Origin of the sequence: Bacteroides sp. MSB163, assembly GCF_036416795.1 — a bacterium.
Taxonomy (GTDB): Bacteria; Bacteroidota; Bacteroidia; order Bacteroidales; family Bacteroidaceae; genus Bacteroides; species Bacteroides maternus.
Genome location: NZ_CP143867.1, coordinates 4,037,961 through 4,051,950, shown reverse-complemented (window position 1 = coordinate 4,051,950; position 13,990 = coordinate 4,037,961). Strand labels below are relative to the sequence as shown.

Sequence of the window (13,990 nt, the reverse complement as noted above, 5' to 3'; positions counted from 1 at the left end):
TAAATGAAAAACAAATAATGGAATTTATCAAATCTTTATGCCTTGGCGGCATAGCAACCACTATGCTCCTAAGCGGATGTACCCAGAAGAGTATTACTTTAGAAGGCAAAGTAACGAATACATCCGGCACTCCCATTGTATATAACATCACTACAGATGGCATTTACTTACCGAACAAGATTGATACTTTACGCTTAAATGCCGACAGCACGTATCAGATTACCTTACCTGTAAATGGTAACGAAAAGCTGTCTCTTTTTCTATATGGTGAGCGAAACTTAGGTAGTATCTATCTTGCTCCGGGAAAACAGACGCTTGATATCGATGCTTCCAAATTTAATGAACTAAACCCGGTTGACGGTTTGACGAAAGAAAATGAAATCCTCAAGAAGTTGGCTGATCTGAATGAAAACGTATTTAATCTGCGTGCACGTCGAGGAGATATCTTTAACGTCGGTAAGGACACAGTTGCCTCATCCGTATATCAAAAGCTGACAGACTACGCTACTACATTAGAAAACGAAGTAACAGAAGTGGACAATCAGCTCAGACAGAGAGCTATACAGGATATACGTTTACAGGCTTTGATGGCATATATGAATCAATACTTCGGTAACTACCGGAAAGGTTCCGAAACGGTCAAGAAGGAATGGGACGACGCTTACGCCCAAATGTTGGATTTTGCAAACGTCGGTCAGGCTGAAAGCGTGTTCTCTCCTGCATTTGCAGATGTCATATCGAATATGGCAGGCATAGATATTTTCATGAAACATGAAAGGCGTACGAATGATGACAATGAACGCAATCAGTTGTTATTTGATTGGTATAAAACGAATCTAAAAGGTCGGGTACAGGAGGCTGCAATGGGACTTCTCATTCTGGAAGACGAAAGCCGTGAGTATTTTGCAACCGGTATTCCTTCATTGTATGAGGAATTCAAGACATTATATCCCCAAAGCGTGCTAATGCCGAAATTAGAAACAGCGATACAGAAGAACAAAGCGTTCAATGAAGCCGAACTTCCGAAAGACATTCATATATTGAATACGGACAGTGTACGCACCTTTAAGGAAATTACTGACTTATACCCGGGTAAAGTGATCTTTATCGATGTATGGGCTACCTGGTGCGGTCCTTGTCGTGCATCGTTTGCACACATCAAACCTTTGCAGAAATATGCTGCTGAAAATGATATCGTGTTATTGTATGTTTCCATCGATACTCCCCAGAAAGCTGAACTCTGGAAAAAAATGACAGGGCACTATAACTTAAAAGGAGAGCATGTCATTATCAACGAGGCTTTCAAAATGGAAATTTATGAGAAGTTCGGGCGGAACGGTATGCTGTCAATCCCGCATTATGCCATCGTCAATAAAGAAGAAGCACTGCAATTCCCATCGGCAGCCAGCCCGGAAGATATGGATAAGCTGACGGAACAACTGAAAGAAGCCTCTAAATGAACGATTATTAACGAATACTAAGACTCATCGAAATACAGCAAAAACAGGCTTATTCTTCGTTCGTATTAATACTGTAAAAAAACAAAGAACAATGAATAGATATAGACCGTTTTTTTCAATCATCCTCTTGCTGTTCCTTTCTCCCTGTTTGCGGGCAGGGGAATGGCAATGGTCTGTGACTCTTGACGGGTTCGTCTCTCATGAAACGAACCGGAATCCTACAGCTTTCTTGTGGATACCCGCTGACTGTATGCAGGTAAAAGCAATTATTGTAGGACAACACAATATGAGCGAAGAAACTCTTTTTGATAATCCCCTTTTCCGCGAAAAGATGCAGAAGCTGGGAATCGGCTTTGTATGGATAACTCCCGGTATCGACCAGCAATGGGATGTATCGAAAGGTACACAACAGATATTTGAGAAAATGATGGTTTCCCTGGCAGACGTCAGCGGATATAGTAAACTGAAAAATGTCCCCATCGTTCCCATAGGCCATTCGGCTATGGCTACTTATCCCTGGAATTTTGCCGCATGGAATCCGGAACGTACTTTGGCTATCATTTCCCTACATGGCGATGCTCCGCGTACGAATCTTACCGGCTACGGGCGTGAGAATCTGGAATGGGGACGTACCCGTAATATCGATGGAATACCCGGACTGATGATTGAAGGAGAATATGAATGGTGGGAAGCCCGGGTAAATCCGGCACTGGCCTTCCGCATGATGTATCCTGAAAGTTGTATCTCATTTCTGTGTGACGCAGGACGGGGACATTTCGATGTGGCAGATGAAACAGCCGCATACATTGCTCTATTTCTGGAAAAAGCTATCAATCAACGGCTGACGGATGAAGTAACGAAAGACGGTAAAGTAAAACTGAATCCGGTAAACCCAACCAAAGGCTGGCTGGCAGAACGCTGGCATCCCGATCAGAAGAAGCGAGTCAAAGCCGCCCCCTATTCACAATATAAAGGTGATCCTCATGATGCTTTCTGGTATTTTGACCGTGAAATAGCGGAAGCGACTGAAGCACGATATACGCAAAGCCGCGGAAAGAAAGAACAGTATCTGGGTTTTGAGCAAAACGACAGTTTACTGACATACGACAAGAAACAGCATGTACGTGTACAGCCTCGCTTCAATCCGGAAGCCGATGGAATCACTTTCCACCTGAAAGCCGTATGTACGGATTCCCTGAGAACCAAACTATCTGATGAGCATACAGATGCGACACCGATAATCAGTCGCATCTGTGGACCAGTAAAAAAGGTAAATGACACCACATTTATGGTATCTTTCTATCGGATGGGTATGAATAATCTGCGCCGTACCGGTGATATATGTCTGTTGGCAAGCCAAACAGGAGACCGGAAGTATAAAAATACTGTTCAGGAAGTCAGTATCCGCATCCCCTACCGGAATGCGGAAGGACAAAGGCAGTATATATTATTTCCAGGATTACCCGATGTGAAAGCGGGAAGCGCTTCTTTATCTTTAAAAGCCACAAGTGATTGTGGACTGCCCGTCTCTTACTACATCAAAGAAGGTCCGGCTGAAATAGAAGGAGAGCAAATTGTATTCACTCCTATCCCACCCCGCAGTAAATTTCCGGTAAAAGTAACAGTAGTTGCCTGGCAATATGGTATTGCTGGTAAAGTACAGACGGCCGAACCGGTGGAACGTAGTTTCTACATCCTGAAATAACTGTAACCACCCAATAGAGGATGTTTATTTAATAGGTTCGGCCGTTTGAATCTTAGGTGCTGCACTCCTACCATACTGCCACACCACTACCGTAACTTTTTATCTATCTCTTTTACATGTTTCATCACAACTTCTGTTGTTTATAGGTTTTCAAAGATTTATCCTTAGTCACTTCAGGCACTAAACGAATGGCAGAACCTCCCGAAGCCCTCAGATTAAAATACAGAACAGTCTTGGCATTGACACGGAATTTTGAGACTCTGACTTTCGTTCGTGTAGGAATAGATTTGTCGCCATCTGTATAAATTTCAGCTACATAATCTTTTCCTGCAGGCAGAAAACTCAAATCAACCGGTAACGTCCGTGCATCATTATTTGTAATTGAGCCTATGAACCATTCCTCTCCTCTCCGGCGAGCCACAGTAATAAACTCACCGACTTCACCTTGTAAAACCTTCGTATCATCCCAGGTGGTGTACACATCATCAAAGAACTTTAATTCCGGTTCGTCCTGCGAATCCGAAGGCTTATCATACCAATATATATATTGCAGGGGACTGTAATAGACAGCTGCTAAGGCCAGTTGATGCGCCGGTGTAGTCTGGATGGACTTAGAACGAGGAACACCATAATTATCTTTTTCAACGTTCAGCCTGCCAAAGTCCTGGCGATAGTAACATATTGTATAATCGGCTGCTCCGGCTACAAAGCGGGTAAAAGGCAACGTAACATTATGAGTGGCATCCGGAAATTCCTCATTGCCGCGAATACCTTCCTGAGTCATCAGGTTAGGATAAGTACGACTAAAGCCTGTCGGACGGTATTCATCATGAATGTCTACCATTAACCCATAATCAGCACACTTTTTCACGGCTTCGTGCATCCATTTTGTCCACACCTGTGAACCTACCTGCACGAATCCAAACTTAATCCCCGAGATTCCCCATGATTTATACAAAGGAAGTATCTCATCCAACTGTTGCTGCAAAGCCCGCTGATTAACATAGAGTATAACTCCGATACCATGCTGCTTCGCATAAGCAACCACTTCTTTCAGATTCAGAGCATCTATTTTCGGATTCCTATGCGGATCAAGTGTTACAGTAGTAGCATCTGAAGCCTTATCATACTCAAAACCATACCACCCGGCATCAAAATGGATGTATTGCAGATTCCGTTTTACAGCAAAATCGACCAAAGCTTTTCCACCTTCTGTGGTCAAGGTCACTTCACGCATCACCTTTCCCGGTTTAATCCAAGAAGTATCCTTAATCCGACATGGCGGATTCAAATTTAACAGAATATCGTTGTGCTCCAAAATCCCACCCGGCTTGTCAGCACACATGATTACACGCCACGGAGTAGAATAAGGAGCAATATCTTCTACCGGACCATACATAGCCGATATAATCGTATTCTTTTTAGTCGGTGACACATTGAACTTCGTACGTACATAGTCCACTACTTGTGCTTCAGCCAGGCAGACATATCCTCCATCTGCCAGTGTCAGCAGCAACGGACGGTCCGATTCGCCCGGCCAGTTTTCAAGAGGCAGATAAGAATACGGGGTCTGGGCTTTGGGAGTAAAATAGGCTTTAGTACCTTCGGGCATAGTATATTCTGTATACTCATCTGTAATCTTCAAATATTGTCCACCCGGAAAATGGTAACGGAAGGCAATTCCTTCATCATAGGCTCGGACATCAAGAATAAACTTATCACGTCCGTTCTGACGGTTGACAACTATTTTCCATGCATGATAGCAGTCTTTAATTTCACTTCTTTCGCCATAAACTGGATGCCAGATCGTATCTTTCCGACTACTATCCACAGTTCCGATTTCAACCCCATCCCGCCATTCTACATTTGCATTGATTCCCAATAAGGAAGGTTTTACTGTCTGTTTTCCGTTCCAAATCAAAGAATAATGTAACTGTCCACCGCTATCACTCAACGTAAACTGGTATTTTCCATCCGGTGATGTCATATTCACCTCTTTGCCCTGTACACTCAAAGACAAAGCTACACATAACACTCCTACAAATAATTTTTTCATTTCAGAATTCTACTTTATATTATTACTTTACATATCAATAAACCGCCTTAAAAATGCTTTCATACCATAATTCACAATTCAAAGTTATTAAATTATAGTTCTTCCAGACCAGCATTTAAAATAAAAACGAATAGGCAAGCTCTTTTACTCAATATGGATCGTAACTAAATTCATCTATTCCCGTCTGAAAACACATTTTAGTTTCATAATACATTATTCATAGAATGATTTTTCATAATTAAACTAAAAAGTATAATACTGCTTTAGGTAAATTCGCACATAATATACTATATAATACATATTGACTTCTATCTAATATGTATTAACCTTATTATTTTAAGAATATGATGAAAAAGAAATTTATTCCGTTATTTATTCTTCTCTTTTATATGCTGAATATAAACAGTCAAGAGTTTACTCATCCGGGCTTACTTCATTCTGAGTCTTCATTAAAAAGAATCCGGGAACTTGTCAGAAATGAGATCCAACCGGCTTACGGTTCATTCAACATCATGAGAGGAATGCCTGAGGGAAAAGCTGATTATTGCATAAAAGGACCTTTCGAAACTATCAGCCGTGCCGGCAGATATGGTTATACCAAAGACCCTTGTGAACGAGATTTTAATGCAGCTTATTACAATGCCATTCTTTGGATAGTCACAGGAAAAGAGGCTCATGCAGACAAAGCAATGGAGATTATCAGAGCGTATGCAAGTACCCTAAAGAAAATAGAAGGTCCGGATGATCCGCTTTGTGCCGGCCTTCAAGGATTTATGCTGGTAAACGCAGCAGAAATCATGAGATATACATATACAGCAGATAAATATGCCAACGGATGGGATGCAAGAGATACTCCCAAAGTAGAAAGCATGTTCCGAAATGTATTCCAGCCGATACTTACTACTTTCTACAATACCAAACCTTACACCAACGGTAACTGGGGAATTGCAGTAACGAAGGCACAAATGGCATTCGGAGTATTTCTAAACGATAAAAAGTTGTATGAAGGCGCCATAGAGTTTTTTCTGAAAGGCCATGACAATGGAACTCTTCCCAACTACGTAGCAGAATCCGGCCAAATACAGGAAAGTGGACGTGACCAGCAACATGCTATGTTAGGATTAGGATGCCTCTCGGAAATTGCTGAAATAGCCTGGACACAAGGCAAGGATTTGTATAGTGCTTTGGATAATCGCCTTATGAAAGGTTATGAATACTTAGCCAAATCCAATCTGGGCTATGAGGTACCTTTCTTTACCTGGAAAGATATAACCGGAAAATATTCAAACTGGACTACGTTAGGGGAAGAAGGAATGGGACGTTTCCGCTCATTATTTGAAATAGCATACAATCACTATGTTGAACGCAAAGGGTTAGAAATGCCATATACCCAAATTGTATTAGGCATGATACGTCCTGAAGGACCGGGATTTACTTGTGACAACCCAGGCTTCGGCAGCCTGTTGTTCTATTTGGGAAAGGACTCAAATGAAAGAAAAGTCCCCGGACAAATAAATGAGAATCTTTCTCAACTGGAAGGATGGACTTTCGCCAATTGCTCTTATAAACAGGTAGATAATCTTATGTCATTCGTATCATCCGGAGTAAATATGCAAAAGAAAAGGATTTCCTACCACGCAGGAAACTATCCGTATATTGCTGTAAAGGCACCCAAGATTCCAGCATCCGCAAATAAAGACTGGTTGCAATTAAGCTATAGCGTTGCCAGTGCTCCAGAGTTTTGGAAATTAGATTCGAATAAAGCTAAAAAGATAGGAAAAGATATCTATGTATTCAAGATTACAGACTATCTGTCAAATAATGGAACGCACTTCACAGAAAGACCAACAAACATTACTCTTATTCTCAATTTTGGGAATATCAGTAATGAACCAGTAATTGTGGAATGGATTCGTTCATTTGAAAAGCTGGAAGATATTTGAGTAATATATTTCTCTCCTTCGTATATATAAAGAAAGAATTAACAAAAAAGTTATGAGAAATAAGAGTTTAATCCTAATAACAATCTGTGCGGCTCTATCAACCGGTCTTTCCGCTCAATCCATTTATCCCGGACAGCATACCGGGAAAATGAAAAAAATGACAACCGCACCGATGCAGGTAGAAAGTTTCGACTTAAAAGACGTACGTTTATTGCCAAGCCGCTTTCGCGACAATATGATGCGTGATTCTATTTGGATGACCTCCATAGCAACCAATCGTTTGCTGCACAGTTTCCACAACAATGCCGGAGTATTTGCCGGACGTGAAGGCGGATATATGACCGTAAAAAAACTGGGCGGCTGGGAATCACTGGACTGCGAACTGCGTGGACATACAACAGGGCATTTACTATCAGCCTATGCGCTCATGTACGCATCTACCGGAAGTGAAATATTCAAGTTGAAAGGTGACAGCCTTGTTACAGGTCTGGCAGAAGTACAAGCAGCTTTGGGAAACGGGTATCTCAGTGCATATCCGGAAGAATTGATTAATCGGAACATACGTGGGACAAGTGTATGGGCACCCTGGTATACATTACACAAGCTCTTCTCCGGATTGATCGACCAATACCTCTATGCAGATAACAAACAGGCATTGGAAGTAGTTACCCGCATGGGCGACTGGGCTTATAATAAACTTAAACCACTGGATGAAGCCATCCGGAAAAGGATGATACGGAATGAATTCGGCGGTGTGAACGAATCTTTTTATAATCTTTATGCCATCACCGGCGATGAGCGTTATCAATGGCTTGCTGAATTTTTCTATCACAATGATGTTATCGATCCGCTGAAAGAACAACGCGATGATTTAGGAACAAAGCACACGAATACCTTTATCCCAAAAGTTCTTGCCGAAGCACGCAACTACGAGCTGACGCAGGATAATGGCAGTCGGAAACTGACTGATTTTTTCTGGCATACCATGATAGACCATCATACCTTTGCACCGGGATGCAGCAGTGATAAAGAGCATTATTTCGATCCACAACAATTATCCAAACATCTGACCGGATATACCGGTGAGACTTGTTGTACATACAATATGCTGAAACTCAGTCGCCACCTGTTTTGCTGGACAGGAGATGCCAAAGTTGCCGACTACTACGAACGTGCACTCTATAATCATATCCTTGGGCAACAAGACCCTGAAACAGGAATGGTATCCTATTTCTTGCCTTTGCTCTCCGGCTCTCACAAAGTTTATAGTACCCGGGAGAATTCCTTCTGGTGTTGTGTAGGCAGTGGTTTCGAAAGCCATGCTAAATATGGAGAAGCTATCTATTATCACAATGACCAGGGAATCTACGTAAACCTCTTTATCCCGTCAGAAGTAAACTGGAGAGCGAAAGGAATAACTCTGCACCAAGAAACAAGTTTCCCTGCAGAAGAAAACACAGCATTGACCATCCAAACGGACAAGCCTGTTACCACTACGATTTATCTGCGCTATCCATCATGGAGTAAAAATGTGAAAGTAAACGTCAATGGAAAAAAAGTATCGGTAAAACAGAAACCGGGATCATACATTGCCGTAACCCGCCAATGGAAAGACGGTGATCGTATTGAAGCTAATTATCCGATGAGCCTGCAACTGGAAACAACGCCGGATAATCCACAAAAGGGAGCCCTGCTATACGGACCACTGGTATTGGCCGGTGAAGCGGGAACAGAAGGTATGCAAACTCCGGCACCATTCTCTGATCCGGCATTATACAATGACTATTATACTTACAATTATCATATTCCGGCTGAGCTGAATACCACCTTACAAATAGACCAGAAACACCTCGAACACAGTTTACAGCGTACAGGCGAGGAACTGATATTTAAGACATCACAGGGCAATGTTTTAAGGCCACTGTATGACTTACATCACCAACGTTACGTTGTATACTGGGATCTGTCCTCCACATCATGCCGTCCTGCCGATAACCGGCAGACGGCTTATGATTTTACGCCACTTGACTCCATTGTCAACTCTTGGATGAATAAAAAATACTATCCGGGAGCCTCAATCTGTGTAGTCAGAGACGATAGCGTTATCTTTCAGAAAAACTACAAAAACTTTACCCCTGACACCAAAGTCTATGTAGCCTCTGCCGGAAAATGGGTAGCCGCCGCAGTAATCGGAGCAGTGGTAGACTGCACCGAACTGGACTGGAATGATAGTGTAAAGAAATGGATTTCTGAATTAAAAAACGACATAAAAGGAATGATTACTTTACGTCAGTTGCTTTCGCACACATCGGGTGTCCGCTCTTATCTGCCGGAACCACGCGTAGACAATTACAATCATCTGGATTCGGCAATCATGGAAATTCTTCCGCTTGACACGGTTTTCACTCCCGGCACCCGCTTTGAATATGGCGGACTTGCCATGCAGATAGCCGGCCGGATGGCAGAAAAAGCTATGAATAAAGAATTCGAGGAATTATTCCAGGAATTAATAGCCCGACCTTTAGGGATGAAAAACTCTCACTTCACGCCTGTGAATACAGATGGCGGACACGCTCCCATGTTGGGTGGGGGGCTCTGTACCACTTTGCACGACTACATGCGTTTTCTTGATATGATCTACCACAATGGCGTATTTGAAGAAAAGCAAATACTGAAACCCGAAACCATACATGAAATGCAAGCAGACCAAGTGGGAAATGCAGAAGTTCACCCGGGTGAATATGTGGAACGTGCACTGAAAAAATATCATACTGGCATATATGGTTTGGGAGAATGGCGGGAACTTATTGATGAAGCAACAGGAGAAGCCTATCAGATCAGTTCACCGGGTTGGGCCGGCGCCTATCCATGGATCAATAAACAGGACCGGGTATATGGATTCTTCATAGCCCATGTACAGGGAAGTTCACAAAAGGAAGATGGCTTCTCGTCATTTTTTGGAAGTCCTGTCATTTCACAAACTGTCTCGAACATTATTTCCCTAAAAAGATAGAATACATTGAGTATCCTCATATTCCAAATCGTATTTATATAAAAACAATAAATACGAAGATATGAAGACTATCGGATCAGCAATTATTATGTTAGTTCTCACTCCTTCCCTCTTTGCAGACAATGGCAAGGAACTGAAGCTGACATCTCCTGACGGAACACATGAAATAGCATTTTACCAGAAGCAGGTTTCACCTGCGGTAAACGAACTTTGTTATCGGGTAGATTACAAATCACAACCTGTAGTCAATGAATCACGTGCCGGACTGGAACTGGACAACCGGATATGGGAAATGGCTCTGGGAGCACGAAACCTGAAACAGCCTGCCTGCTGGATGGACAATCTGGAAGTGGACTCCGTGACTTACCAACCCGAAACAGACATCACCTGGCAGCCGCTTTACGGTGAACGTAGCAGTGTACGCGATCATTACCGGACCGGCACCCTTTATCTCTCCAAAAAAGATAACTCCGGCTACCGGCTCAACATTGAGGCGCGTGCCTATAATGAAGGAGTAGCTTTCCGCTATTTCTTCCCGGAACACCCGAAGGCTATCTTTCATAAAGTAGTAGGTGATCTCACAGAATACGCCTTACCGGCAGGTACAAAAGCATGGACCGAACAATGGGCACAAGCTTTCTTTGAGTACCTGAACATTGATGATATCAAACATCCGGTAGAACGTGCCCTTACGCTGGAACTCCCGAATGGTAAATGGGCCGCACTGGCAGATGCTGATGTAGATGACTGGTGTCTGACCAAATACCTCGCCTCCACAGAGAAAAAGAATACACTGACTTCTGTAATGTATAGCCCTGTGGATGTAGTGACTTATTATGCCACTCCCTGGAAGATAGTCATGGCAGCCGACAAACCGGGTGAATTGCTGGAACACAATGATATCATCCAGAATCTGAATCCGCCGTGTGAAATTGCCGATGCCGCCGCATGGGTAAAACCAGGCAAGATTATGCGCGAAACAACTATCACCACCGAAGGAGCTATTGCAACCATCGACTTCTGCGCAGCACATAATATCCCGTATATGCTTTTCGACTGGCAATGGTATATGCCCTGTACTTCACATGACGGGGATGCCACAAAAGTGGTTGCCAAACTGGATATGCCCCGTGTTATAGCTTATGGTAAGGAAAAAGGAGTTGGTATCTGGGTGTACGTAAACCAGCATGCACTCATGAAGCAAATGCGTGAACTTTTCCCATTGCTCCGCGAATGGGGAATTGTCGGAGTGAAATCCGGTTTCGTACAATACGCCAGCCATCGCTGGGCAACTTGGATGCACGACATGGTTCGCTTGGCGGCAGAGAATCATCTGCTGATGAATATCCATGATGAATTTCGCCCTTCGGGCTTCAGCCGTACTTATCCGAATTTATTAACTCAGGAAGGCATTTGTGGAAACGAAGAATTTCCCGATGCAACTCATAATGTCACGCTCCCCTTCACTCGTATGATAAACGGTGCAGCCGACTATACGATCTGTTATTTCGACAAACGGCTGAAAACGACTCATGCTCACCAACTGGCAGCATCACTCGTGTTCTACAGCCCTCTGCAAACTATCTTCTGGTATGACAAACCATCGTTCTATCACGGAGAACCGGAAATGGAATGGTTTGAGAACTTGCAAACTGTATTCGACGATACGAAAGTATTGAATGGCGCTCCCGGCAAAAACATAACAATGGCACGCCGAAAAGGTCAGGAATGGTTTGTTGCAGCCATGACCAACAATGAAGGTTCTGAAGAAGAAATACCTCTCACGTTCCTCGATAAAGAAAAGAATTACCTCGCCTGCATCTATACGGATGGGGGAGAAAAGATAAAAACAAGTACACAGGTGAAATGTACTTATCTGCTTGTCAATGCTTCACAAACCATGAAGTTCCAACTGAAACCCAGCGGTGGGGCTGCCATAAGACTGGTGCCTATAGACAGGCAGGAAATGAAGAAGTATAAAAAGTACAAAGGAGAAAGATTATAAAATATGATATCCCATTGAGTGAATAAACAGATTCGCTCGTATTAATAGACAAATAACACATTAAGGTTATTTTCAGTAGATAAAGGTAAAAGTTTGTTTAGGTAAAATCTTTGTTTTCAGGATATTTAAAAAGGTAAATAAAAAGATGAAAAAGATATTTCTGCTAACGACATTGCTATGCGCTGCCTGCTGGCAGGCGGACGCCCAATATGTATCCAAAGCCTGGGTATCTGATCAGAAGGATGGCACATATATCAATCCGGTGCTACATGCCGATTACTCCGATCCGGATGTCTGCGCAGCAGGTGAATATTTTTACATGACGGCTTCCAGCTTCGGATGTGCTCCCGGTTTACCCATTCTCCATTCCAAAGACTTGGTTAACTGGAAATACGCAGGCTATGCGCTGAAACAGATAGAACCCATTGAGTTCTTCAATGCTCCCCAGCATGGAAAAGGTGTTTGGGCACCATCCATCCGCCATCATAATGGAGAGTTCTATATCTATTGGGGAGATCCGGATCATGGCATCTTCATGGTAAAGACCAAAGACCCGGCCGGAGAATGGGAGAAACCGATATTGGTAAAAGCCGGTCGTGGCATGATAGACCCTGCTCCACTATGGGATGAAGATGGAAAAGTTTATCTGGTACACGCATGGGCAGGAAGTCGTGCCGCACTGAACAGTGTTATCACAATTTGTGAGATGAATGCAGAAGGAACAAAAGTGATCAGTGATCCGGTACTGGTCTTTGATGGTAATGATGGAATCAACCATACAATTGAAGGTCCCAAACTCTATAAGCGGAATGGCTACTACTATATTTTTGCCCCGGCAGGCGGAGTAGCAACCGGATGGCAGTTAGTATTGCGTTCGCGGAATATATACGGTCCTTATGAGAAGAAGATTGTCATGGCGCAAGGCTCTACTGACATCAATGGTCCCCACCAAGGCGCATGGGTTGATACGCAGACAGGGGAATCCTGGTTCGTTCACTTTCAGGATAAAGCCATGTATGGGCGTGTCGTTCACCTGAACCCGATGAAGTGGGTAAACGACTGGCCTGTAATTGGAGAAGATAAGGACGGCAATGGTTGTGGCGAACCAGTAACCCGTTATAAAAAGCCCAATGTAGGCAAGAATTACCCGGTAGAAACACCTGCGGACAGTGACGAGTTCAATACCCGTCAATTGGGAATGCAATGGGAATGGCATGCCAATTATCAGGATACATTCGGATATACTTCCGACTTGGGATTCATCCGTATTTACGGACATATTCTCTCCGAGAACTTTGTGAATTTCTGGGAAGTCCCTAACCTTTTATTGCAGAAGTTCATGGCAGAAGAGTTCACAGCAACTACCAAACTAAAAGTTTCCGCCAAAATGGACGGACAGCAATCCGGATTGATTGTGATGGGCTGGGACTATTGCTACCTGGGAGTAGAGAAAGAAGGTGATAAATTTATATTGAAACAAGTGACCTGCAAGGATGCAGAGCAAAAGACACCCGAAACAGTCAATCGCCTGGCAGAATTACCTGCCAGCAGAAAGTACGAAGCAGGTTTGTTTCCCAACTACGAAAGAGATATCTATCTACAGGTAAAAATAGAGAAAGGCGGTATCTGCCACTTCTATTACAGCCTGAATGGTAAGAAATATAAAGCAATAGGTATGCCTTTCACAGCCCGTCAGGGAAAATGGATAGGTGCCAAAGTAGGGCTATTCAGTACCACTCCTTATGGTAAGGAACGGGGATGGGTAGATGCCGACTGGTTTCGCATAGATAAATAAAAAGACTGATTAT

The 13,990-nt window shown here is 43.1% G+C and carries 6 protein-coding genes and 1 pseudogene; 6 read left to right on the top strand and 1 reads right to left on the bottom strand.

Features of this window, described 5'->3' with window-relative positions; translation table 11 throughout:
* The first annotated feature begins 17 nt into the window (after positions 1-17).
* Entirely contained in the window at positions 18-1,460 is a 1,443-nt protein-coding gene (locus VYM24_RS15465; RefSeq protein WP_299090161.1) for a TlpA family protein disulfide reductase, read from the top strand.
* 91 nt (positions 1,461-1,551) lie between these two features.
* Entirely contained in the window at positions 1,552-3,165 is a 1,614-nt protein-coding gene (locus VYM24_RS15460) for a hypothetical protein (protein ID WP_330940350.1), read from the top strand.
* A gap of 124 nt (positions 3,166-3,289) precedes the next feature.
* Here VYM24_RS15460 and VYM24_RS15455 read toward each other — a convergent pair whose 3' ends face one another.
* Positions 3,290-5,221, bottom strand: a complete 1,932-nt coding sequence (locus VYM24_RS15455) for a glycoside hydrolase family 97 protein (protein WP_299090152.1) — start codon at positions 5,219-5,221, stop codon at positions 3,290-3,292.
* Positions 5,222-5,565: 344 nt separating this feature from the next.
* Here VYM24_RS15455 and VYM24_RS15450 point away from each other — a divergent pair, with 344 nt between their 5' ends.
* From VYM24_RS15450 to VYM24_RS15435, 4 genes and pseudogenes are all read left to right on the top strand, one after another.
* The gene (locus VYM24_RS15450) at positions 5,566-7,164 is read left to right on the top strand and encodes an alginate lyase family protein (protein WP_291548602.1); all 1,599 of its coding nucleotides are present in this window, start codon (positions 5,566-5,568) and stop codon (positions 7,162-7,164) included.
* Between the two features lie 52 nt (positions 7,165-7,216).
* Positions 7,217-10,162, top strand: a pseudogene (locus VYM24_RS15445) (beta-L-arabinofuranosidase domain-containing protein); the annotation flags it as partial.
* Between the two features lie 76 nt (positions 10,163-10,238).
* Positions 10,239-12,182 (top strand): glycoside hydrolase family 97 protein, encoded by a 1,944-nt coding sequence (locus tag VYM24_RS15440; protein ID WP_299090145.1) that lies wholly within the window; start codon positions 10,239-10,241, stop codon positions 12,180-12,182.
* Between the two features lie 145 nt (positions 12,183-12,327).
* On the top strand, positions 12,328-13,977 hold the full coding sequence (locus VYM24_RS15435; RefSeq protein WP_330940349.1) for a glycoside hydrolase family 43 protein: 1,650 nt from the start codon (positions 12,328-12,330) through the stop codon (positions 13,975-13,977).
* Positions 13,978-13,990 lie beyond the last annotated feature (13 nt).

Bases quoted from the DNA above. Each gene is read 5' to 3' on its own strand.
- VYM24_RS15455 (WP_299090152.1), bottom strand. From the start codon at position 5,221: ATGAAAAAATTATTTGTAGGAGTGTTATGTGTAGCTTTGTCTTTGAGT.
- VYM24_RS15460 (WP_330940350.1), top strand. From the start codon at position 1,552: ATGAATAGATATAGACCGTTTTTTTCAATCATCCTCTTGCTGTTCCTT.
- VYM24_RS15465 (WP_299090161.1), top strand. From the start codon at position 18: ATGGAATTTATCAAATCTTTATGCCTTGGCGGCATAGCAACCACTATG.
- VYM24_RS15450 (WP_291548602.1), top strand. From the start codon at position 5,566: ATGATGAAAAAGAAATTTATTCCGTTATTTATTCTTCTCTTTTATATG.
- VYM24_RS15435 (WP_330940349.1), top strand. From the start codon at position 12,328: ATGAAAAAGATATTTCTGCTAACGACATTGCTATGCGCTGCCTGCTGG.
- VYM24_RS15440 (WP_299090145.1), top strand. From the start codon at position 10,239: ATGAAGACTATCGGATCAGCAATTATTATGTTAGTTCTCACTCCTTCC.